Source organism: Bacillus sp. MD-5 (assembly GCF_002201875.1).
Classification (GTDB): domain Bacteria; phylum Bacillota; class Bacilli; order Bacillales; family Bacillaceae; genus Bacillus; species Bacillus stercoris.
Map to the genome: position 1 here is coordinate 3,488,074 of NZ_CP021911.1, position 22,821 is coordinate 3,510,894.

The 22,821-nt window shown below is 43.5% G+C and carries 18 protein-coding genes and 1 pseudogene; 3 read left to right on the forward strand and 16 right to left on the reverse strand.

From position 1 onward, the window contains the following. Positions 1-11 precede the first annotated feature (11 nt). The 9 genes and pseudogenes from CDO84_RS17620 to CDO84_RS17655 all read right to left on the reverse strand — a co-directional run bounded on the left by CDO84_RS17620 (position 12) and on the right by CDO84_RS17655 (position 6,243). A complete protein-coding gene (locus tag CDO84_RS17620) occupies positions 12-272 on the reverse strand; it encodes a YwqI/YxiC family protein (RefSeq protein ID WP_003227825.1) in 261 nt (86 codons plus the stop codon). 8 nt (positions 273-280) lie between these two features. Next, complete coding sequence (locus CDO84_RS17625) at positions 281-703, reverse strand: YwqH-like family protein (RefSeq protein ID WP_040081594.1); 423 nt, start codon at positions 701-703, stop codon at positions 281-283. A gap of 219 nt (positions 704-922) precedes the next feature. Beyond that, positions 923-1,027, reverse strand: a pseudogene (locus CDO84_RS21505) (hypothetical protein); the annotation flags it as partial. A 58-nt stretch (positions 1,028-1,085) separates the two neighbouring features. Beyond that, complete coding sequence (locus CDO84_RS17630; protein ID WP_040081592.1) at positions 1,086-1,871, reverse strand: YwqG family protein; 786 nt, start codon at positions 1,869-1,871, stop codon at positions 1,086-1,088. Between the two features lie 213 nt (positions 1,872-2,084). Continuing rightward, positions 2,085-3,407, reverse strand: coding sequence for a UDP-glucose 6-dehydrogenase UglF (gene uglF / locus CDO84_RS17635; protein ID WP_040081591.1), 1,323 nt, complete (start codon positions 3,405-3,407; stop codon positions 2,085-2,087). Positions 3,408-3,601: 194 nt separating this feature from the next. Further along, the gene (locus CDO84_RS17640) at positions 3,602-4,366 is read right to left on the reverse strand and encodes a tyrosine-protein phosphatase (protein ID WP_040081590.1); all 765 of its coding nucleotides are present in this window, start codon (positions 4,364-4,366) and stop codon (positions 3,602-3,604) included. A 47-nt stretch (positions 4,367-4,413) separates the two neighbouring features. Then, a complete protein-coding gene (ptkA, locus tag CDO84_RS17645) occupies positions 4,414-5,130 on the reverse strand; it encodes a tyrosine-protein kinase PtkA (protein ID WP_040081589.1) in 717 nt (238 codons plus the stop codon). After that, positions 5,120-5,866 (reverse strand): protein-tyrosine kinase activator TkmA, encoded by a 747-nt coding sequence (gene tkmA / locus CDO84_RS17650; protein ID WP_014665652.1) that lies wholly within the window; start codon positions 5,864-5,866, stop codon positions 5,120-5,122. The genes ptkA and tkmA overlap by 11 nt, the downstream gene beginning before the upstream one ends. Positions 5,867-6,099: 233 nt before the next feature. Then, positions 6,100-6,243, reverse strand: coding sequence for a YwzD family small protein (locus tag CDO84_RS17655; RefSeq protein ID WP_003242876.1), 144 nt, complete (start codon positions 6,241-6,243; stop codon positions 6,100-6,102). Positions 6,244-6,445: 202 nt separating this feature from the next. Here CDO84_RS17655 and CDO84_RS17660 point away from each other — a divergent pair, with 202 nt between their 5' ends. Both CDO84_RS17660 and CDO84_RS17665 read left to right on the forward strand, forming a co-directional pair. After that, entirely contained in the window at positions 6,446-8,056 is a 1,611-nt protein-coding gene (locus tag CDO84_RS17660) for an SWIM zinc finger family protein (RefSeq protein WP_040081588.1), read from the forward strand. After that, positions 8,043-10,811 carry a DEAD/DEAH box helicase gene (locus CDO84_RS17665; protein ID WP_040081587.1) on the forward strand — a complete coding sequence of 923 codons (2,769 nt, stop codon included), beginning with the start codon at positions 8,043-8,045 and terminating at the stop codon, positions 10,809-10,811. The genes CDO84_RS17660 and CDO84_RS17665 overlap by 14 nt, the downstream gene beginning before the upstream one ends. 124 nt (positions 10,812-10,935) lie before the next feature. Here CDO84_RS17665 and ywpJ read toward each other — a convergent pair whose 3' ends face one another. The 4 genes from ywpJ to ywpG all read right to left on the reverse strand — a co-directional run bounded on the left by ywpJ (position 10,936) and on the right by ywpG (position 13,599). Continuing rightward, complete coding sequence (gene ywpJ, locus CDO84_RS17670) at positions 10,936-11,793, reverse strand: phosphatase YwpJ (protein ID WP_014665655.1); 858 nt, start codon at positions 11,791-11,793, stop codon at positions 10,936-10,938. Between the two features lie 5 nt (positions 11,794-11,798). Further along, entirely contained in the window at positions 11,799-12,575 is a 777-nt protein-coding gene (glcR, locus tag CDO84_RS17675; protein WP_040081586.1) for a transcriptional regulator GlcR, read from the reverse strand. Positions 12,576-12,797: 222 nt separating this feature from the next. Then, positions 12,798-13,139 carry a single-stranded DNA-binding protein SsbB gene (gene ssbB, locus CDO84_RS17680; RefSeq protein ID WP_014665657.1) on the reverse strand — a complete coding sequence of 114 codons (342 nt, stop codon included), beginning with the start codon at positions 13,137-13,139 and terminating at the stop codon, positions 12,798-12,800. Positions 13,140-13,215: 76 nt separating this feature from the next. Continuing rightward, positions 13,216-13,599: a DynA interaction protein YwpG gene (ywpG, locus tag CDO84_RS17685; protein ID WP_040081585.1), complete on the reverse strand. Its 384-nt coding sequence runs from the start codon at positions 13,597-13,599 to the stop codon at positions 13,216-13,218. A gap of 174 nt (positions 13,600-13,773) precedes the next feature. Here ywpG and CDO84_RS17690 point away from each other — a divergent pair, with 174 nt between their 5' ends. Next, positions 13,774-14,184, forward strand: coding sequence for a YwpF-like family protein (locus CDO84_RS17690; protein ID WP_014665659.1), 411 nt, complete (start codon positions 13,774-13,776; stop codon positions 14,182-14,184). Between the two features lie 57 nt (positions 14,185-14,241). Here the strand turns inward: CDO84_RS17690 and CDO84_RS17695 are convergent, their stop codons facing one another. The 3 genes from CDO84_RS17695 to CDO84_RS17705 all read right to left on the reverse strand — a co-directional run bounded on the left by CDO84_RS17695 (position 14,242) and on the right by CDO84_RS17705 (position 22,330). After that, positions 14,242-14,880, reverse strand: a complete 639-nt coding sequence (locus tag CDO84_RS17695) for a class A sortase (RefSeq protein WP_040081584.1) — start codon at positions 14,878-14,880, stop codon at positions 14,242-14,244. Between the two features lie 102 nt (positions 14,881-14,982). Then, the gene (locus CDO84_RS17700; protein ID WP_040081583.1) at positions 14,983-20,946 is read right to left on the reverse strand and encodes a SpaA isopeptide-forming pilin-related protein; all 5,964 of its coding nucleotides are present in this window, start codon (positions 20,944-20,946) and stop codon (positions 14,983-14,985) included. Between the two features lie 307 nt (positions 20,947-21,253). Continuing rightward, the gene (locus tag CDO84_RS17705) at positions 21,254-22,330 is read right to left on the reverse strand and encodes a response regulator (protein WP_040081582.1); all 1,077 of its coding nucleotides are present in this window, start codon (positions 22,328-22,330) and stop codon (positions 21,254-21,256) included. Positions 22,331-22,821: the final 491 nt, after the last annotated feature.

Here is a 22,821-nt window from a genome sequence, read left to right on the forward strand (position 1 = left end):
CCCTTTCTGTTCTATTTTACCGCTATCGCCTCGTCCTGCTCTTTGAGTGAATCTACGTTATCCTTTGTATCCTCAATATTTTTCTGTACCGCTTTTTTGTAATCTCCGAGCATGGTTTTGATGTTCTCCTCACGCTCATGATATTTTTTCGTATAATCGAGTTTGTTTTTTCCATTGGACCCCGCGGCGCCGATTGATACGTCAGCAAGCGCATCTTTGACAGAATCTAATGTTTTGATTACAGTATCGTATTTCAATTTAATTTCTGACATAAAAAAGATCACCACAATTTAATAGATTTAATTTGATTAACAGCATCCTCCAAGAATTCTTCACCCTTAGCAAGAGTATGACCAGCAAAATTCGCTAGCTTTAATTCTTTGTCATAGAGAAATTTCTTAGATTCCAAATGAATAATCTCCATCTGAATCGAAGCCATATACTCGTTATATTTATCATTCACAATCTTGGATGCTTCCGATTTCGCCTCTTCTCTTCCCTTGTCGAAATCATCCGCTTTTGTTCCCGTCCAGTGCTTGCCCAATTCTGGTTTTACAATTTCTTTGATTTCAGTGATTGCCTCTTCTTGCAGTGTGTCTATGTCCTTTTTTGCTTTTTTCAGCTTTTCGATCTTGTCTTCCACGTCGGAAATTTTTCCGTTAAGCGAACTTTTGATATCCGCCAGCATACTTTCATAACCCATCTGAATCACCTCTTAATACTCAAAAAGTCGTATGGAGGGGCTGATGAAGATAGACTTTTCCATACTTTATTTCCATATATTATATTTTAAAATAGCCAGAAGGCGGCTTAAATAGGGTAAATGGCTTAATTTAGGCTTATAACACTCTTAAAACATAGGTATATGCTCTTGTTTTTGTTCGTTATACAGCTAATAAAAGCGTTTTACAAAATGGAAATATCTAAAGTCATAGTAATAAAGGCACTTGAAAGAGGCAGATGTTGTTGATCTGCCTCTGTTCATGTTTATGTTCTTCATCGGTTCGGCCACGTCTGATTTTGTCATTTGGCTTATATTATTTCCGCTTCTGATCAGGTATGACCCTTTGGATCAAAAGCTTGTATTAGCTGCAGTCCCAGTTGTACAGAACGTTTGAAAAATCTTTTTTCCTTAAATCGTCAGGTGTGATGAAAAAATTGGCGATGCCGACGTCTCCCCACATTGAATCGATATCATCGTCTGAATCAATTTGCAAAAGCATGATGGTGTGTTCTTTATATGCGTATTCCCGCGGATCATGCTGGGTAAAAGAAGCGTAGCCGCCAATTTTATGGCCAAATCCGTTTTCAGCCAGTTCATTATAAACGTCTTCTTCATCCTCGCCGAACTGGCCAAAGAACTCCATTGTTTCCATGCCCGTATACTGCTCAAATTGAAAATCTGTCGGCAGGACCCATTCCGAAGATTTCACAGGCTCAACTGCTGCTTCTGATAAAATCGGAAAATCACATTCGCCTGTGCCAATAAATGAAAAATCAGAAACAAGCTCGTCTTCGTTTTCTATGATATTTTCAAAATAGATCACTCTGAAATCCTTTTGTTCACATCGATCGTCAAAATTCAAGCCATAAACATCATCATGAACAGAAATGTAGAACTGCAGGATACCCGAAGAAGGATAGCCGTCAAGCTGGGGAATGTGCGAGAAATTAATCTGCGCCAGAAGCTTCATCGGCTGGCCATTTTCATCAGTCGGGTATGTTTCATGCTTGGGGAAATAGGGATCACCGGCAATTTTACTGTCATATCGTCCTGTTTTCCCTTTTCGGACATTCAATTTTACGTATTCTTTCGCTGATTTCTCCAGCAATTCGCGGTACGGTCTCATTTTTTCAGGCAGATGATTCATCAGATGACTCTCCTTTTCCGGCATCTCCAATAATTTTTGAAAGATTTTATTTTCTGGTTTTCTTCGTTTCTTCTAATGTTTTATCAAACGATTGTGTAAAGAAGCCCTAATTCTGCATACTTTTCCAAACAATAGTTAAATAGTAGCAAATGTATTCAGCACCCCGCAATAGACGAAAAAAAGACTGGTGCGCAACCAGCCTTTCTTTTTCAATTATTGAATTAAACCTGACGGCACAACCGCCTTTCGTCCGACAGAATAATACTCCACTCCTGCAGCCAAAGCTTCATCCAATGTGTAGCAGTTTCTGCCGTCAAATATGAGCGGCGTTTCCATCAAATCCGGATAAGCCTCTAACGGGAATTGTTTAATGTCAGACCAGTCGGTTAAAATCATGACGGCGTCGGACCCTTTGACAGCTTCCTCGATCGTCTCTTTATATTCAACAGCTTGCGGGAGAACATGCTTTGCATGGCTAACTGCAATGGGATCGTAGGCTCTAATACGGGCGTCGAGCGCAGCGAGACGGTCTGCAATGACAATTGACGGCGCTTCCCTCATATCGTCCGTATTCGGTTTAAATGACAGGCCTAAAAGGGCAATCGTTTTTCCCGTCACCCCGCCAAGCCTGTTCAGCGCTTTATCAACCAGCATCGCCTGCTGATTGTTGTTGACTTTGATAACCGATTTCAGCAGTTCAAAATCATGCTCGACATTGCCGGCAATTTGCACGAGGGCGTTTGTGTCCTTTGGAAAACAAGAACCGCCGTAGCCAATGCCCGCTTTTAAAAACTGGCTCCCGATCCGCTTATCCTGTCCCATCCCGTAGGCGACCGCTTCGATATCGGCGCCGACCTTTTCACATATATTCGAAATTTCGTTTATAAAACTGATCTTAGTGGCCAGAAAAGCATTTGAGGCATATTTGATCATCTCAGCGCTTCTGATATCCGTTTTGTAAATCGGGATTTGAAACGGACGGAAGAGCTCCTCAAGCGTATCGGCTGTTTTCTTATCGGCTGTTCCGATCACGATCCTGTCTCCATGAAACGTGTCAAAGATCGCCGACCCCTCACGCAAAAATTCCGGATTGGATGCGACCGATATACTGATAGGCTCAGCTAGATGTTCAGTGATCAGTCCATTAATCAAATCGTTTGTCCCGACGGGCACTGTGCTTTTCGTTACCACGATGGCATCTCGTTTGACATGCTGTGCGATGCGTTTGGCCGCATCTGTAATTTGCTCCAGATTGGCGTGTCCGTCGCTTTTCTGCGGAGTGCCGACCGCTATAAAAATGATGTCTGCCTGTGCCAAGCCTTTCTCATAGCTCGTTTCAAAGTTCAGCCGTCCATCAGCTGTATTTTTTCTCATCAGCTCTTCAAGACCAGGTTCAAATATGGGGGAAATGCCCTTTCTCATTTCATCAATCTTGTGAACGTCAATATCAATGCAGGTTACATGATGTCCAATCTCAGAAAGAGAAACACCTGTCACAAGACCGACATAGCCTGTTCCGATGACTGTAATATTCATTGTTTCCCTCCAACAGTTAAATTGCTGCTTTGCAGCTTCCGTAATATCGTATGAGAACATCCTATCATGAATGCGAATGATCTCCCGCATAGCCTGTCGGGTACAGAAAGTACAGATTTCTGAAATGTGATTCAATCATACAATACACTATTATATCGCTCTCAAAAAGAAAGTGGTGAAATGAGAATCGGCTGTTAAAAGAGACCAAACAATTTTCTTCTTTTGACCGGTTGCGGAGGCTGTCTGAAGATGGTCTGGTTCCGCAGGAGAAGCTCCGCATTTTCCGTCAGCATGTAAGGAAGGTCCGGGCCGAATTCTTTCTGTAAAACATAAAGGGCCTCTTGAGTGTGAAAATTTCTCGTTTTCACATTATGGGCATCTGAGGCTACGAAATGGATCAAATTGGCTTCAACCAGCCGGAGAGAAAATGCTTTCAGCTGCTTGCCGAAGGTCCCCGCAAGACTTCCTGAAGTCATCTGAGATGCTGCTCCTTTTTCCACAAGATGATACAGCAAGGAAGGGTTTTCGCGAATTCCCCTGTTGCGTTCAGGATGGGCGATAACCGGAATATATCCTTTCAGCTGCAAATCATAAAAAAGCTGCTCCGCATATCGAGGAACGTGATCAAACGGAAACTCAATCAAGATGTATTTTGTGTCATTCAGCGAAAGAAGCTGGCGTTTCGCAAGGTCTTGTTCCACATCGCCGTAGATTCTGATTTCCTGTCCCGGAAGCACATGTAAAGGGATGTCTTCTTTGATTAAACGTTTGTTTAACTGATCTGCTGCTTCTTTGACTGCAGCTGGCTCATTTTCATACACACCGTTTTTATGATGAGGTGTCGCAATGATCGTCCGGATTCCCTGACGAACAGCGGCCTTTGCCATTTCTATGCTGTCAGCTGAATCACCTGCCCCGTCATCCATTGCCGAAAGAATGTGACAGTGAATATCGATCATGTCCTAGCCCCCTTTTTCACAAAAATAAATAACGGGCACGATGCACGTTATTTATTTTGCATGAAATTGTCTTTGTTTCCGTAATAACCGTATTCAGAGTGCTTTGAAAGCTTTTTGCCGTTCATGATCGCTCCAAGGAGCTTGCTATTGCACGATTCAAGTGCTTCTTTCGCTTTTGCGGCTTGTTCTTTTTCTGTTTTTCCGCTTGAAATAACCAGAACAGAACCGTCTGCCACGTTGCCTAAAATCTGTGCGTCTGCTACGGCAAGAATAGGCGGCGTATCAAAAATCACCATATCATATGCCACACTCGCTTCGTCAGCAAGCTCCTTCATCCACTTCGAGGAGAGAAGCTCGGCCGGGTTTGGCGGGATCGGGCCGCTCGTCAGCACGTCAAGATGTTTTTCATTTGAGGCTTGCACAGCTTGCTCCATTGAGCTTTTCTTTAATAAAACAGATGTTAAACCAACCGTGTTTTCAAGAAAAAAGGCCGTATGTACTGTTGGTTTCCGCAAATCAGCATCAATCAGGAGCACTTTTTTTCCCTGTTGGGCAAATACGACAGCCAAATTGGCGGCCGTTGTTGATTTCCCTTCCCCCGGACAAGCCGATGTGATCATAACTGATTTCATTTGCCGGTCCACTGAAGCAAATTCGATATTCGTGCGAATCGTCCGATATTGTTCAGAGTTCAAGGATTTCGGTTCTGTCATTGCAATGACATTCCTGCGCATCCAAGAGCCTCTGCTTTTTCTAAGCGCCAAAATGTCCACTCCCCGCTTTTTCAGATTGGAAACCCTGTATGGCCTTTGCTGTTTTCTGCTCATTCGCAATGGTGGAAACCGTCCCTAAAACAGGTATGTCCAGCAGGGATTCGAGCTGCTCTTCCGATTTGATCGTATTATCCAAATGCTCAAGCAGGAAGGCCAGTCCGATGCTTCCCGCCAATCCGGCCGCAAACGCGATGGCGATGTTTAGAAGCGGCTTTGGCGATACAGGCGACGGATGTTCTGATACCTCGGCTTTTGACAAAATGCTGACATTATCAACATTCATAATGGATGTGATTTTGTCTTGAAAAACAGATGCTATAGTATTGGCAATATGAGCCGCTGTTTCCGCGTTTTCATCCCTGACCGATATGTTGACCACTTGGGAGTCCTGTTCGCTGGATACGGTAATTTTGTCATTCAGTTCTTGGGATGTCATCGACAGGCCCATTTCTTTAATGACTTCATCTAAGATGGCAGGGCTCTTAATGATGACATTGTACGTATTGATTAACTGAAGGTTGGTTTGAACATCGTTAAATTGGACTTCTTTTCGGTCGTTTTTCGATTGATTGACTAGAATCTGAGTTGAATTTTCATAGATGGGTGTAAGTGCGAAGAAACTAATGAGTCCGCCTGCAGCAGTGGCAGCTGCGGTTACAATCATAATCAAAAGTATGCGTTTTGTTAACGTTGATAATATCTCTTTTAAGCTAGTAGATTCTCCCATGATACCTCCAAATCTCTTATAACATCCTTTTCCATCTACGATTATACAACGTTGAAACCGCATTTCTAAAGCTTTTCACGTGACATAATTCGACATTATTTTACAAAACGTTATGTTCCTTCATTTTATGTAAGCGCTTCACCAACTGTCTTGACACTGCTGCCTCTTTTTCTCTTATTCAGGCAGTCACGTCATCTCGCATAAAAAAATCCCGCAAAAGGCGTGCGGGATTTTTATGTTGCATATCCATTTTTAATATGAGAAATCAAATTTTCAAGCATTTCCTTCGTCGTCATTTCAGATGACTGCTCACCAATTTCATGTGCATGCATCAAAATTTTCAGAAATTCTTCTTGATTCAATTTCTTTTCACTCATCTTTTTTTTCCTTTCAGCTTCCATAAGTTGAAAACACGATTATTATATGATGCCGGTTATCAATTTGCAATCTCTAATACATCATTCGACACATCCCATTTTTTATGTCCTTTTTTAGGAAAAACTTTTTAAGGCCGATGTGTTGCGATATAATAGAGAAATTGGATCTTTTTATTACGTGACTCGGTTAGGAGCGATAATCATGCTTCAGAATATGATTTCCAAAGACGATGTGCTGGCATCTGCTGAACAGTTAAAGGAACTTCTTCCTTACAATGAGGAAAATGTTCAGCTGATCAAAAAAGCCCTTATTTTATATCGGCAGGATTCAGTCTATCGTTTACAAGCAGTGAGTCCGACGGAAATTACGGCTTACGTGCAGGATGTTGTGCCTGTGCGGGTCACATTGAACTTGTTTGTCATAGTCAAAAGCGGCTGTTCATGTCCGTCCGGAAGAATCTGCCGCCATATGCTGGCTGTGTTTTTATATGTATATGCAATGTTCGAGCGAGTGGGTACTTTTACAGAGTATTGGCTGGAGAGGGAAAAGCTTGAGGAAAACAAGGAGCTCGTCCGCCGCCAGTTTCAGGAAAAGGTGCTGCCGAATGAAGAATCGCTTTCAAGCTGGCTCACTTTTTTTGATTCAGAGTTTTCTCTCTGGCAGGCACGCACGCCAGAAGGCAGCCAAAACATGCAGGGCCTCTATTACGGCTACCTGTCCGCATTAAAAAAACATGCGCCGAACAAACCGGAGCTGAAAAGCCTGTATCAGATTCATTCTGCGATTGCGGTTTGGCTTCGCATGTTCACATTGATCGAAGCAGGCAAGCTGAACCCCGAACAAGATTTTTATTCCCTCAATCCGTACGTTGAACAGCTGATGGATACAATCTACAGCTCTATTGATAAATTAAAAACGTACGCACTGTCTTTTGCGCTCGATCCATTTTTGGATAAAACACCGGATGTTATCCGGCATTTGCTGTTGAAAGAAGAAATTTTCCAATATGAACGCATCCGTGTCTTTGGTGAAATTTGGAGTGCGCTGCTTTCGCGTCCAAAATGGGTGACACGCGAACAGGAGATATTGAAAAAAGAAGCAGGACGGCGTTTTTCTCCTGAATTGCAATTCGGGCGCCTGCATTTGGAGTTCCTGCAAAAGAATGATGACGTTATTTTTGCGGAAGTTGATCAATTCCCGCCGGAAGCGCTCCCTTATACGTTCCAATGGCTGAGTGAAATGACTGCCAAGAAGGACTGGAAACGGCTTAAAACATGGTACCAGCAAATTGAACCGATTGCGATGGGTTATACGAAGCTGGATAAGCCGTTTAAAGAGATTCGCGATGTGATCGGCGAGCTGTTCCTTCTGCTGAATGCCTATGTGAAGCAAACCAATGATCAAGCGCTGTTTGAACGCTATGCCGCGGGCTGTCTGCCGTATACGTTCACAGAATACAGCCATCATTTATATGAAAAAAAACGCTATGCCGAGTGGATTGAAATTCACAGCCTTGTCGGCTTTTCCATCAATGAAATGGATAAAATCATGCTGAAGGAAATTGGAGCGAGCGACCCAGAGGCGCTTATACCCGCTTACCATAGAGAAGTGTCCTTTTTTATCGATCAGAAGAACCGCAGCTCGTACAAGGAAGCCGCACGGTATTTGAAAAAACTGCGCACCCTGTACAGAAAAGCGAAGAAGCTGAAGGTGTGGGAGCGGTATATTCAGCAGCTGAGCTCACATTACAAGCGCCTGCGCGCGCTTCAAGAAGAACTGCAGAAAGGAAAGTTGATTGATGGCGAGTCTTAAAGAAATTCTCATCCACGTCGAACAAATGGAAGATGGATCATTTACGCTCTCGGCCTTTGATGAGAATGAGCAGCCTCTTCCCTACACCCATATGAAAAAGCATTTGTTCCAATGGCATGAATCCTCATTTTATGGAACCTTTCTTGAGGATGTCAGCTTCATCGGGACGACTGCTGTTCTGCTATCTCCATGGATGACTGTAGAGCTTCTCGGCAAAAACTCGTTCAACTCATTCAGCTCCGTGCAGCTTACAAAAGAAACGGAGCCGCTGATCGAGGCGGCATCGACCATCTATGAATTTATCGCAGACGGCGATTTTATGCCTGACTATGAAGCATGGACAAACGGTGTTTTTCGCTGGAAGGACCGCGACAATATATTGGAAGGCTTTACTGCGGAATGGTTTTCCGCTGCCGTTCAGGATTACATCCAATATGACGATGACCTGCGGGAGAAATGGGAACACATCAAGGAGAAATCGCCTGCGGTTACGACATTCCGCGGCCATTTTCTTGATGAAGAGGATTTTTTGGAGGGGATTGGCTGGATTGACGATCAATCTCCATTTACAGTCGGCTTGCGCTTAAATGAACCGGACTTTGACGGAGACGATTGGAAAATCGAAATGTTTTTACGTGATAAAAAGAGCGGTGCTGTAGAATTTTTTGACGGGCTGAAGAGCCTCAAAAAATCGTGGCAGGCGTACAGCGATAAAATTGCGCGTGAGCAGGACCGCTTTCACAGAACGGTTCCGTGGCTGTCATTTGATTCAGGGACAACGCTGATCTCTGAGGAAGAAGCCTGGATCTTCCTATCAGAAGCAAGTGAGACGCTTGTCGATATGGGCGTTGAAATTCTGCTCCCATCCTGGTGGCAGATCGTCAGAGACAGCAACATGATGCTGAAGGCAAAAGTGTCGTCGGCCCCGCGCGGCGAGTCATTTGTCGGCATGAATGCGCTGCTTGATTTCAATTGGCGGTTTGCGACAAATGGAATTGAGCTGACCGAGGCTGAATTTAATGAGCTCGTCGCCAGCAACAGGCGCCTCGTTAATATACGGGGGCAATGGGTAAAAATCGATCCGCAGTTTATCAAACAGATGAAACGCCTGATGGAAAAAGCGGAATCGGAAGGACTCCACATGTCTGATATTCTGGCGCGCGAACTAATGGATCAGGGGGAAGGCGGGCTTGAGGATTCAGATCTGATTGATACATCCGCTTTTGCCGGTATTCAATTTGATCTGTCCAAACAGCTCAGGTCACTGATTCGAAAGCTCACTGCCGCAGAAAACCTGCCGGAGCACGAAGTCAGCCCTTCTTTCCAAGGGACACTCCGCCCTTATCAGAAATACGGCATGAACTGGCTGCTATTTCTGCGGGAAAGCGGTTTTGGCGCCTGTCTGGCTGACGATATGGGGCTTGGGAAAACGATTCAAATGATCGCCTATTTCCTGCACGTGAAGGAAAGCGGCCGGCAAAAAACGCCTCATTTGATTATCGCGCCGACATCCGTACTCGGCAACTGGCAGCGGGAGCTTCAAACCTTTGCCCCTAATCTGTCTGTCGCGCTCCATTATGGGCCGCGCCGTATAAAGGGTGATGATTTCGCCGCTCATTACGAAAACGCAGACGTGGTGCTCACTTCATACGGATTGTCTCATGCCGATTCGGAAGAGCTTTCTTCTGTGACCTGGAGCACGATTTGCCTTGATGAAGCGCAAAATATTAAAAACGCGCATACGAAGCAATCACGCGCAATCAGAAAGCTGAAGGGGCTTCATCATATCGCACTGAGCGGCACGCCGATGGAAAACCGTCTGACTGAGCTGTGGTCCATTTTTGACTTCATGAATAAAGGCTACCTCGGCAGTTTGACAGGCTTCCACAAACGCTATGTGCTGCCGATTGAAAAAGACCGGGACGAAAAGAGAATCGGACAGCTTCAGCAGTTAATCCGGCCATTCCTTCTCCGACGGACGAAACGTGATGAAGAGGTCGCGCTTAATCTTCCTGAAAAGCTGGAAGAAAAAGAGTTTATTCCGCTGTCAGCAGAACAGGCATCACTTTATGAGCAGCTTGTCAAAGACACGTTTGACCATATGACATCACTGACCGGCATGCAGCGAAAAGCACTGATCCTCAGCATGCTCGGACGGCTTAAGCAAATATGCGATCATCCCGCGCTCTATTTAAAGGAAGAGCAAACCGAGCTGCTGGCTGGCAGATCAGTCAAGCTCGAAAAATTGCTGGAACTGATGACAGCGATCCGCGCCCAAAACGAAAGCTGCCTGATTTTCACGCAATACATTCAGATGGGGAACATGATGAAGCGGCTGCTTGAAAAAACGTTCGGGGAACCTGTGCAATTTTTAAACGGGAGTCTCTCCAAGCAGGAGCGGGATACACTCGTTGAGAAATTCCAGAGGAAAGAATATCCGACACTGATACTTTCACTCAAAGCTGGAGGTACGGGACTTAATTTGACCGCCGCCAATCACGTCATCCATTATGACAGATGGTGGAACCCAGCGGTTGAAAATCAAGCGACTGACCGTGCATACCGCATAGGCCAAGAGCGCTTTGTCCACGTTCATAAAATGATTACGACTGGAACAATCGAAGAAAAAATTGATGCCATGCTCGAATCGAAGCAAACCCTGAACGATCAAATTATCCAAAGTGAAAACTGGATTACCGAGCTTTCCACACAGGAGCTCGAAGAACTGTTTACATTAAGCGCAACAGCGCAATGATCATGACTAAAAAAGCTGGCTCTATAGAGCCAGCTTTTTTCCGTTCATAGCCGTCACGCCGAATTTCCAAGAATCCGTTACGCCGGTTATCAACAAGGATGCACTTTTGGTGCAGCACCTATACCTATAGCAAATGCTTAATCATATGTGCAACACCATGTTCGTCATTGGTCAAGGTGACAGCGTCGGCTATCGCTTTAATATCTTTCCGGGCATTGCCCATCGCTACCCCTTTTCCCGCAGCCTCAAGCATCGATTTGTCATTTAAACTGTCACCTACAGCCGCGGTTTCCTCGAGCGGAATGCTCAGCCGTTCCGCAAGCCTCTTCAGCGCCTGCCCCTTGGAAGCTTTGCGGGAAGAAAGCTCAAAGTTGTGCTCAGCCGAACTGACAAGCGTCAAATCTTCAGCGTGCTCATATCTTTTCCAGCCTGCCTCAAGCTTTTCTTTAAAGAAAGAAAAGCCGAGAATATTATAAAAATCGATTGGCTGATCCGCTTCAAACAGCTCTTGAAAGGAATTAATGTAAGCAAAGCCCGATTGGCTGTATTGCACCTCGGCCGCCTGCATAAGAACAGAAAGATCTGCTTCCGGATTTGCGCTTCTGAATCGGTCCAGTTCAACGTCTAGAAGTTCTCTGCCGTTTTGCGGTGTATAAATGGCTGAACCTGAGAATACCTCGTAATAATAGTTTTCTGATTCAAGCCATGAGAGAATGTCATACGCCCTTTGCTTATCAATGGTTTCGTGATGATAAAGCCTGCCGTCGGGATCGTGAATGACGGCGCCGTTTGCGCTGATGACCCACGTTTTGATCCCCAGCGGTTCAAAAATTGACCTGACATCAAAATGAGCGCGCCCAGTTGACACCACTACTTCAATGCCGTCCCGCTGCGCCTGCCGCAGTGCGTTTTCATTTTCCAAGCTCACCTGATGCTTGCTGTTGAGTAAGGTTCCATCTAAGTCAATCGCAATTAATTTCATGTTTGTCAGCCCTTTCCTTCATCCTGCTCTGTCACGAGAAGCTCCACGCCGTTGCGGTCAAGCAAGTCACAAAATGCCTGATTCGGCAGCCTGTCTGTGATCAAGAGATCGATTTCATTCAGCTCTGCATACTGATAAAAACTGGTGCTGCCCAGCTTCGAATGGTCTGCAAGCGCGATTACCTGCTTTGCCTGCTGAATCATTTTCCGCTTCACCATGCCATCTTCTTCATGCGCAATGGTAATGCCGTGTTCGGAAATACCGACCACACCGATCACCGCTTTATCGACGTGGTAGCTTGAGAGCTTTTCAATCACAGAGGCGCCGTACAGAAAGCGGTGCTCCTTTTCCAGCTTGCCTCCCAGCAGATAAATTTCAATTCCTTCTTTATCGGACAGCACATCCGCAAGATTAATTGAGTTGGTGATTACGGTACAATCAACCGCTTGCAAATGCTTTGCACAGGCCTGAACGGTTGTCGAAGCATCTAAAATCACCCGGTCACCATCATGAATAAGCGATGCTGCAAGCCTGCCGATCTTGTTTTTTTCCTCTGATACTGTTTTCAAGCGGCCGGAATAGCTTTGAATTTTCTGATGAACAGTCGGCAAAATGGCGCCGCCTCTAGTGCGGATGATGACATTCTGTTCCTCCAGCTTTACTAGATCGCGTCTCGCTGTATCCCTTGACACTTTCAAGAGCGTACAGATTTGCTCTGTTGTAATTCGGTTATGCTGTTTTAAAAAATCCAAAATCGCTACTAATCTTTCTTCTTGATACACGCCCTCATTCCTTTTCTTAGCAATCATCTTTAAGTAATTATAAGTTTTTTATCGATTTTATTCAACACTATTAAGTGTTTTTAAGTGAAAATGCATCATATGAACCAATTTTTCCTAAATAAACAAAAAGAAAGAACCAGTCTGGTCGACTGGTCATTTTCGAGGGGATGATGCGGAGATCCGACTGAGTGAATGGATAGAAAACGGGAGGAGCGGGGGTTGTCAATCAGCAGCTTTTTCCCGGGGTTTAGGGTCCATAAAACGAACAGTGTCAGCCAATACTTCTGTTACATACACGTTAACCCCTTCTGCGTTTTCATAGCTTCTTGTCTGAATCCGTCCGCTTACGCCGACAAGAGAACCTTTTTGGCAATACAACGCGGTGTTTTCAGCTGTCTTTCTCCAAAGTGTGCAATTGACGTAATCAGCTTCGATTTCACCTGAAGCATTTTTGAAGCTGCGGTTCACCGCGAGCGTAACGTGGGCGACTGCCGCACCGGCGGAAGTATAGCGAAGCTCGGGATCTTTTGTAAGACGTCCGACAAGCATGACCTGATTGAACATGCGATTCCTCCTCTCCTTGCGGTTGTATGTATTGTAAATGATGCAACAAGAAAAGAAAAACGCTTAAAAATGGCTTTCAGCCTCTGTTTTTATCTTTCGTTTTCATTTTCCCTTCAGCTAAAAACATCTTTTGCTTTTTCCCTTTAAAGAAATATGTACTTTTTAAAAAACGGAAAAAGATTTGCTTCGTCAGCCAATTTTGCGTATTCATGCGCACATAGGAAGAACCATCCCACGCAAACCACTGAAAGCTCAACTTTTTTTCCGGCATTGACAGCTTGATTTTATACTGCTCCATGCCATCTTGTGTTTCGTATAAAAAACTTATCCTTCCTTTTTTGTTCAGATGGACCTCAAACACTTCCTTACGGCTTAACATATATGTTACTTCCTTTTGAATCAAATGGTTTTCAGAAGGAGCGCCGTCAATATAAATTTCCTTTAAATGAAATTGATTCATACCACATCTCTCCGTAATCCATAGTCAGTTACAGTATAATGAAAAAATAGAAATTATTAAATGTTTCACTCATACAAAATTCTTTAGCCTTAGCATTGCAGCATTTTTTCCTCGAAAACGTTTATGTTATAATGGAAGGCAAGAAATCTTTGGAAGTAATCGGGGTGAGAAGAAATGAAAACCTTTAAACTGGTTGACCTGAATGTGGAACGAGTGGACAAGGAAGAACAATCAATTGAACAGTTTCCTCTTATTGACGGACTGATTATCAATAAAGAAGACGGTGAAAATCACTGGCTGATTGAAGCGCTTGTACAGAAAGAACATCTTTCTTTTTTTGAACAGCTTCAAAACAGCCAATCTGAAGCCAAAGTATTTGTAACGATTACGAAAAAAAGCAATCGCCCCGCCCAGCTGACAGCAGCAGTGAAAAATATCGTCAAGCTGGAAGAAAGCATACAGGTTTTACTCTACGGACAAATGGTCACAAGAAAACAGCAGGGAACTGAGACCATACTCGAATCCCTTGTAAAAGAGGGCTATACAGGAACAAAACTTATTGAGGCATTTAAGCAAAAAATATAAAAAAGAAGCGAAAAAGCCGCCGTTCTAAAACGGCAGCTTTTTTTCACTCTAGCATAATTAATTGGTATGGCCAAAAGAATCAACCAATTCCCCTTTCACAACGAGGCGCCCTTCGGTTTTGACCGCCTTGTCACATGTGATTAACGTAATCTCCTTTTTGTTTGTCTCCTCAATTACATCTGCATCCATTTCCGATATGATGTCTTTAGATGTCACAGAATAGATATAATCCTTTTTAAAATCCGTGATAACAATTTGGGCACCTGTTTTTACGTTTTCCAGAGGCCCGAACAGAAGACTCTTTTGCTTCAAATGATGGCCTGCCAACGGATAATTCCCCTCGCCCATTTTTTGATCCGGGCGCATTGTTGCCGCCCCTATCAATAGATTTTCGTTGGTTGTTCCTTTTACGATCGGAAGCTCCAGATCGACGCTTTTAATCGTTATCCGTCCAATAACCGCTTTTTGATCGTGTTCAAAGCCGGCCTTTATGGCATCCATCAACTCAGGCGGTTCGATTGAATCAAATTCAAATTCCGCTTCTCTCTCATTATTTTTTTTCAGCTGCTCTACAGTTAAGGCCGACTCACTTTGGCTTTTGCTAAGATAGGCTATGATTCCTCCTTTGATATAAGGAGAAGAGATCAGCAGCAGTCCTAAAAGAATGAACACCGTAATGATCATTTTTTTGTACATGCAAAAAACCCTTTCTTATGCTTCCTTCTAAAAATGCGCCTTGTCAGTTTCACTTTTAAAAAAGCACCTGATCTGTTCTTCATTGATCAGGTGCCTTCCTATTTATCCTTTTTTTTGCTTCTTTCTTGAGGCAACAGCTAAGCCTCCGCCTGCCATAAGCAGCAGGATGCCAATCATGGCCGTCAGCATGCTGTCTGTATCTCCGGTTTTTGGAAGAGTGTTGTCTGTGTTCGTCTGACCATCCGAGCTGCCAGCTGTACCATTGGTTTTCGAATGATCTCCATCATCTTTACCATTTCCGCCCGGTGTAGGTTTATCAGGATGATCATGTTTATCTGGCGTTGGTGTTTTCACTTTTTGATTAGAAACAACGATCTCAACAGCTTTTGACTGTCCTTTTTCAATTGTGAATTCAATCGGTGTTTCATCAAGTTTGTAACCTTCGGGAGCCTTTGTTTCAATCAACTGATAGCTTCCAGGCGCAAGGCCTTTTACAGTGAACTGCCCAGTTTGATCCGTTTTCCAGAGTTCAGAAAGCTCTTTTCCATATCCGTCAGTTTTTACAGGCTTGCCGCTTTCATCCAATAACTTGAATTCAGCGCCTTCCAAAACGGTATTTTTATCATCTTGATCCACTTTTTTCACATTTACGTCACCTGGTGCCAAAATGTTTTCCGCGGTGATTTCGACTGTTTTCGTGTCTGTGTTTGTGATCTTGAACGATATAGGAGTTTGGTTCAACTCATAATCTTTAGGCGCTTTTGTTTCAACAAACTGATATTCGCCAGCTTTAAGGCCGTGCACCGTGATTTGTCCTTTGTCATCGGTAACCAAACCGGACTTCAGCACTTTGCCGTTGGCATCTGCCAAATTGAACTCCGCACCTTGCAGAACTTTATTTTTATCATGCTGATCCACTTTGGTGAGAACGACAAGGTTCTTTGTATTAACCGCTGTCACTTTCACTTGCTCAGGTTTGCCGCCATATTCTGCTTTAATGGTGAATAGCACTGGTTTTTCGGATAAAAGATATCCATCTGGCGCCTGTTTTTCAACAAATTGATAGCTTCCCGGCGCTAACCCGTCAACTTCAATTTTACCGCCTTCTTTTGAGACTAGATCGTCCCTCACAGTGTTCCCATCGCTGTCCGTGATTTTGAAAACCGCACCTGCTAAGCCTTTTCCATCTTGGTCTTCCTTCGTCAGCTGAACCGATCCTTGATAGTTCACGACGATCCCGGCATCTGCGGATTTTGGCTTTCCTGCGCCTGATTCAGAAATGATAAACTCTTTTTTCTCCGTGTTCAGCACATAACCGTTTGGCGCTTTCGTTTCAACAAAGGCGTAGCGTCCCGGTGCAAGACCCGTAGCCTTCACTTTTCCGTCTTTATCGGAAGTCAGCTCTTCTTGAACCGTATTTCCTTTTTCGTCGACAATGTTGAAAACTGCACCTTCAAGCTTCTTGCCTTCAGCATTTTCCTTCGTCAACTCAACGGAGCCTTTATGGTTAATAGCGATTCCGGCATCTGTAGCTTCAGGCTTTCCTTCAAAGGAATCAGAGATCTCAAACTCCATTTTCTCTGTATTCAGCACATAGCCCGCTGGCGCTTTCGTTTCAACAAAAGCGTAGCGTCCCGGTGCAAGGCCTGAAGCTGCGACTTTCCCGTTTTTATCCGAGGTCAGTCCTTCTTGAACCGTATTGCCTTCCTTGTCGATAATTTTAAAGACGGCTCCTTCAAGCTTCTTGCCATCGGCATCTTCCTTCGTCAGCTCAACAGAGCCTTTATCGTTAACGACGATTCCGGCATCTGCGGCTTCAGGTTTTCCTGCTGCAGATTCTGAGATGGTAAATTCTTTTTTCTTTGTATTCAGCACATAACCCGCTGGCGCTTTTGTTTCAACAAAGGCGTAGCGCCCCGGAGCAAGGCCCGAAGCCTCAATTTTACCGTCTTTATCTGAAGTCAGCTTCTCTTGAACGACCTTCCCATCTTGATCGACAATGTTGAATACTGCGCCTTCAAGTTTTTGGCCTTCAGCATTTTCTTTCGTCAGTGAGACTTTCCCTTGATAGTTGGTCATTTTCCCCAAATTAACATCAGAAACTTGATTCTTTTCATTCTTTGCGATTGAGAAGTGAATCGCTTTTGTATTTACGATAAAGCCTTCAGGAGCTTGTGTTTCTGTCAAGCGATAGTATCCCGCCGGCAAACCGTTCATTTCTACTTTTCCGTTTTTATCCGATTTGATATCTGTTCGTATGAGAGTATAGGTGCCGTCATTTGACTTTTTCTCCAGCTTGAAAACAGCACCTGCCAAAGGGTTGTTTTGTTCGTCTTGTTTGATAAGCGTCACCTTGTTCTGTTGATTTACGACTTTGTACAGCGCTCCTGTCTTGGAGGAGTTGCTGTCTATTTTCACAGAGACTCCTTTTGCATAAGCATCACTGATGGTATATCCGTCAGGCGCTTTTACTTCTTTTAATACATAGGAACCATAGCGAATATTTCCAAATGCAAGCTTCCCGCCGGCATCCGTCGTGCCAGTGCGGAGGAGCTGTTTGGAGTCCTCAGACCATAACTGGAATTCTGCTCCTTCTAGAGCTTTATCGTCCTCTCCAGTCTTAAAAATCGTCAGGCTTCCTTTTTCTCCAGATCCGGAACCGTCACCGCTTGAAATGGCAACAAAGATCGAGCTGCTGTTTTCTTGAGTCTGCTCCTTCACATTAGTTCCTGAAATGGACACCTTATTTTTAACATGGCCGCTCGTGCCGGCTATGTTAATTAGAGACCGGTATTTAATCACATAGGCACGGTCAATTTGTTTATAGCTTCCTATAAATGTAAGGACAAATGATTGTTCACCTGTTGTATTGTCCGTTTTGATGTCTAACGTGTAATCCTTGTCTTTTTGAAGCTCAAGATCGCCCGCGGTCAGATTTCCGCTGCTGTCTTTGACCACTCCGTTTTCATCATATTTTGCTTGATATACTTTAAAAGAATCTGCATCTAAAATTTGATTTTCATCCGGCGTGTCTGTGACTTTTACATCATCCAGCGTTGATTGGCTGGAGTTGACATTGATGTTCCAATCGATGTAGTTTCCATTTTGTTTGCCGCCTTTGAAAACCAGGCTTCCTCCGTTCGTAACTGAAACAGAGCCCGTCAACGTACGGTCTGCATAGCCGTCATTATAGTAGGTTGCCTTGTTTGTGTACTGATTCTGATCAATGACCTGTCCTTTGAGTGATGTCTTAAACTCAATCAGATATGGTACAGAATCGCCTGTTTTAAGATGTACCGTCAGAGTGCGTTCATTATTCGCAGAAGGCTCTTCGACATCATACTTGGAAGGATCAAGCGCGTCTCCTTCTGTGATCGAGCCGTTTTTATTGATCGTATAACTCTTAACGACAACGGAACCCGGCACAAATTGCTGAGGATCTGTTATGGCATCTTTGATATAAGGATTTTTCGTCGGCTCGCCGTTATAGTTGACGCCGATTTTCCACGTGATTTCCTTTGAAACCGCGTTGTATGAACCGTTTTTAAACCCATTATTTGATGTCTGGTGATTCGGCGTAAAACCGCTTGATACTTTATTCGTGCGCTCATTGCCGTTTTGATCAGTCCATGTCGACTGAGCTGTATTCTTAACGATTTCGTTAGAATAATCGGCATTGAATGTTGCCGTATAAGTGATCTTAAATTGACTGTCTGTTTTTGCATAATCCCCGATCAATGCCAAAGTAAAGCCTTTATGATCCGGTTTTTTTGTTAACGTGTAGTCTTTGTCTTTCTGCAATGTTTTGTTGTTCGTTATGTCTTGAAGCTTGAACGATTCATCAAGCAGAACCATTCCGCCGCTTTCAAATTGATCATTCAAAGTCCAATTGTTCATCAAGTATTTATTTTTATTAACGGTAATCGTCCAATCAACCGTCTTCTTTTCATAATCTACGTTTGAATATCCTTTGATGAGATTCTGCTGAATGGCTATTCCGGAAGCTTCTTTTGAATCCCCTGTTCCGGTCACCACGCTATTGGTGTATGTTGTAGATTTATCAATGATCACTCCGCTGTTGACCTTTGTTTGATATGTGATTTTGTAAGCGCTGGTAATGGTTTTATTAAATTTGATTTCAAATCCGTTTCCATTATCGATCAGCGTGTAGTCTTCGCCTTCCTTTAAAGGCGTTCCCGCTTGCTCGCCGCCATTCTGTCCGAAGGTAATAGGAACAACCTTCAAGGAATCTTTTACAAGATGCAAATCGCCAGTTCCAAAAGAATCTTTAATGCTGGCCTTGGATTGGTCGATCTGTTTCTCACCGTAGTTGTATGCAAGAGCCCAGCTGAATGTTTGAGATTCTCCATCATAGCCTGTTGATGATTTCGCGATCATTTTTCCATATTTGGCTGCAACAGTGGCTTCTGCAGAAATGGGCTCCAGTTGATCTCCGCTGAATGCTGCCTTGTTCGTCAGCGTTATATTTCCGCCTTCACTCGGCTTCGCACTATTGTCAATGTCGGTTTCGTATATAAGGCGGTAGGCTGAATCAATTGTTCCGTCAAATGTGACATTTCCTTTTGAATCAACACTGTAGCCGGAAGAAACTTCATTTCCTCTGCTGACAGAACCATCAATGTTCACATTGAGTTCATACACTTTAACTGAACGGTAGATTACGCCATCTGGAAGGCTTTCCGTGAGCTTGGCATTTTTGACTTGATCCAACTTTTTATTGACATCGACCGTCCATGTTACTTTACCAGGGTTGATGCCTTTATCCAGCGCACCTGATTTATCAATGGTTTTACTCACATTGGGTTTAAAATAAACTGTTGTTTCAGGCGTATCGGCATTCACAGGGAATGGAATCTTTTGTGTTGTCGAACCCGTAATTTTTTTCTCGTTGAACTGCGTATTGATAACCAAAGTACCTTTGACATGAGAACTTTCTTTTATCTCGCCGTTAAATGTCATCACCACATGTCCGTTCGTATCAATAGAAAATGTCCCGAAGGTGGTGTCTCCGGCGCTTAACGGCAGGTTCACAATGTCATTATGCATAATAAATTCTTTAGGCAAATCAAATTCATATTTATCGCCGGCATTGATTGTTTTTCCTAAATCGTCAGGAATGGCCCAATCAATTGAAATTTTCACCGGAGAATTCGTATTGGCGCGATTGCCCTTGTCATATGGCTCTCCGTTTTCGTCCGTCAATGTCACGCCAGTTAAAATATTTTGCGTGATTTGTTTTTCTTCAGTTTGCAAGCTTTTGAAAGCTGATTGACTTGAGGATGACACTTTTTTTGAGTCATCACTCTTAGAGGATTCGCCGCTCTTAGAGTCCGCTGACGGCTGTTGTTCTTCCTCTTTTTGCTCCTTGCTGGCTGAAGGTGCAGATTTGTCATCTGCTCCTTTCTGATCACCCGCAGTATCAGAAGAGTCGTTTTTTGGCTCTTCCTCCTCATCATCTGGTGTCTCCTCTTTCTTAACTGGGATGATCACCTGCTGGGTTTTGCCTCCCCCTAGCTGAAAAAGAGCTGCTGCTGTATGTTCATCGTCTTTTACATCTGCAGTAAACTTAGCTGGCAGTGTCATGGTCCCCTTGGCATCAGGAGAATCCGCGGATGCAGTTGTTAATTTTACCGTCATGGTGCTGCTGCCCGCCGGCACTTGATAGCTGCCGATGACCTGATCAGCAGATTTGATCTCACCTTCTGCACCTTTATCAAATGTAAAGCTTTTAGGTATCTCCACATTGATATCCTGTTCGCTATCTGCTTTTTTGACTTTTTCCAATGACCATTCATATGTCAGTGTCACGTCGTCCCCCGGTGTTAGTGCCGGTTCGCTTCCTTTTGATCCGTCAACAATCCGGCCCTTGGCGTCCTTAACTGTTACCGAATCGAAGAATTGACTGTCACTTGGCGTTACACCTACAGCCTGCGCTGTAAGAGTATAGCTGACGATCTGGCTGAAGAAGAAAAAGATGGCAAGGCTTATGATCATGACGATCCGCCCGCTTTTTTTCAGCCCTAAGGGAAAACTCCTCGTTCTCAACTTTTCATTCCTCCCTCTCATATCTATTTTTCACTTGCCGATTGATCCGCGAGACCATAACATCATGTCTCATCCCCCACAATGAACTGCTAATACCGAATGTGCTCCAAAACTAAGATTTGCCATCCGAACCAAACTACATTGTATGAAATGGAACTATACAATTTCTGTACAACTCAAAAATCATGTATGATTGAAGTGAATTGGAGAGTTGAAGATTCAACCAGGAGACATATGGCAAGCTGACATGTACAAAAAAACCAGTGTGCATCGAAAGGTAATCGACACATACTGGTTTGAGAGTTTTTTAATTAATTTGATCCTTCATTTGTTTGTAACGCTGATATTCTTTTATCGCCTCTTCTACCTTCCCGTTTTTGTTAAATAGCTGCAGCTTGTATTGCATAATTTTATGATCGCAAGGCTCAATTTTCTCGGCTTGCAGGCAAACGTCCATCGCTTGATGATCGTTCATTTCCTGAATATGATAATCGATCAGTTCATAAGCCTTTCCAAGCCAAAGCTGGGAAAGACGCGCCTTTTCCGGTTCTGCCCAAAGATAGCCGTGCTCCATTAGATAATGATTTTGATAGGACATGAAAATATCCATGTGCAGATGTAATGTAGCTTCATTGAGCGGAGGCGCCCCTTTGAGTAATTTTTCCCATTCCACAACATCGATTTTTGCGTCTGAAAGCCGAAGAATATATCCAGTATCAGTCTTCTCGATTGTTTGGCTGAAAGGGATCTGGCTGAATAATTTTCGTATTTGATAAATGGTGGAGTAAAGCTGGGTGCTTGCTTTTGAAATATCATAATGAGGCCAAAAAAGATCGATCAGCATGTCTTTACTGACCACACGGCCGTGATTGTGAAGTAAAAATAAGTATATTTCACGTGCTTTCGACGTTCTCCACTTGACTGGAATGTTTGTTTTGGCACCCTTTAAGATTTGATGAAACTGCAGGCTTCCAAAGCATTGGATCGAAAAATGCGCCTCGGTGTTTTCTGCATTTTGTCTGAGCATATGATTCGTTTTGATTCGTTCAACAGTAGTCTCAAGCCGCTTGTATACGACAGGCTTCAGCAAATAATCAATGGCATTCAGCTCAAACGCTTTGATAGCAAACTCATTATAAGCCGTGATGAAAACGACTTGGATGTTTTCATTCATCGATTGAATGGCCTCAGCAAGCTCAATGCCATTTACCCCCGGCATTTCTATATCAAGAAACACCGCATCTACAGCAGGAGTCTCAGGATGCTCCAAGGCTTCAACCGGATCTTGATACGCCATAATAGATTGAAAGGCGTTTGTTCGTTCAAGCATTTTCTTAAAATGAAGCAATGCCAAGTGCTCATCATCAACAATTAACGCTTTCACAAAACATCCCACCCTATATGTAAAATCGAGATATCAGTAAATAACTTCTATTATATCATGACAAATAACCCCTTTATCTGGATTCTTTTTCTTTCTATTGTAGTTTTTGAAATTTTGCACTTACAATATTTATAAAAAAATAGGAATTTAGAATGATCTGATCCTATTTGAATAAAGGAGCCATGATATGAAAGAGAAATTCATCTTTACTTCGATTATTTTCGGTTACGCTGCATTCTTTATGGTTTTCATTGCCATTGACCATTCTTCCGGGTCAACGCTTCCTGAGGCAAGGCATGGGGTCATGAACTTAGAGAATTGGGATTTTCAGAAGGATGGGAATGTACAGCTGAACGGAAAATGGACATTGTATCCAAATCAGATTCTGTCACCAAAAGAGATCGCTACAGCAAAAGGAAAAGATCCTCTCTTCGTTGATGTTCCCAGCAATGTAAAGCTGTCCAAACAAGGTATGAATGTGGATTACGGAA

What these genes read in the sequence shown, in the direction of transcription:
- CDO84_RS17620 (WP_003227825.1), bottom strand. Translation starts at nt 272, where the DNA reads ATGTCAGAAATTAAATTGAAATACGATACTGTAATCAAAACATTAGAT.
- CDO84_RS17625 (WP_040081594.1), bottom strand. Translation starts at nt 703, where the DNA reads ATGGGTTATGAAAGTATGCTGGCGGATATCAAAAGTTCGCTTAACGGA.
- CDO84_RS17630 (WP_040081592.1), bottom strand. Translation starts at nt 1,871, where the DNA reads ATGAATCATCTGCCTGAAAAAATGAGACCGTACCGCGAATTGCTGGAG.
- uglF (WP_040081591.1), bottom strand. Translation starts at nt 3,407, where the DNA reads ATGAATATTACAGTCATCGGAACAGGCTATGTCGGTCTTGTGACAGGT.
- CDO84_RS17640 (WP_040081590.1), bottom strand. Translation starts at nt 4,366, where the DNA reads ATGATCGATATTCACTGTCACATTCTTTCGGCAATGGATGACGGGGCA.
- tkmA (WP_014665652.1), bottom strand. Translation starts at nt 5,866, where the DNA reads ATGGGAGAATCTACTAGCTTAAAAGAGATATTATCAACGTTAACAAAA.
- CDO84_RS17655 (WP_003242876.1), bottom strand. Translation starts at nt 6,243, where the DNA reads ATGAGTGAAAAGAAATTGAATCAAGAAGAATTTCTGAAAATTTTGATG.
- CDO84_RS17660 (WP_040081588.1), top strand. Translation starts at nt 6,446, where the DNA reads ATGCTTCAGAATATGATTTCCAAAGACGATGTGCTGGCATCTGCTGAA.
- CDO84_RS17665 (WP_040081587.1), top strand. Translation starts at nt 8,043, where the DNA reads ATGGCGAGTCTTAAAGAAATTCTCATCCACGTCGAACAAATGGAAGAT.
- ywpJ (WP_014665655.1), bottom strand. Translation starts at nt 11,793, where the DNA reads ATGAAATTAATTGCGATTGACTTAGATGGAACCTTACTCAACAGCAAG.
- ssbB (WP_014665657.1), bottom strand. Translation starts at nt 13,139, where the DNA reads ATGTTCAATCAGGTCATGCTTGTCGGACGTCTTACAAAAGATCCCGAG.
- ywpG (WP_040081585.1), bottom strand. Translation starts at nt 13,599, where the DNA reads ATGAATCAATTTCATTTAAAGGAAATTTATATTGACGGCGCTCCTTCT.
- CDO84_RS17690 (WP_014665659.1), top strand. Translation starts at nt 13,774, where the DNA reads ATGAAAACCTTTAAACTGGTTGACCTGAATGTGGAACGAGTGGACAAG.
- CDO84_RS17695 (WP_040081584.1), bottom strand. Translation starts at nt 14,880, where the DNA reads ATGTACAAAAAAATGATCATTACGGTGTTCATTCTTTTAGGACTGCTG.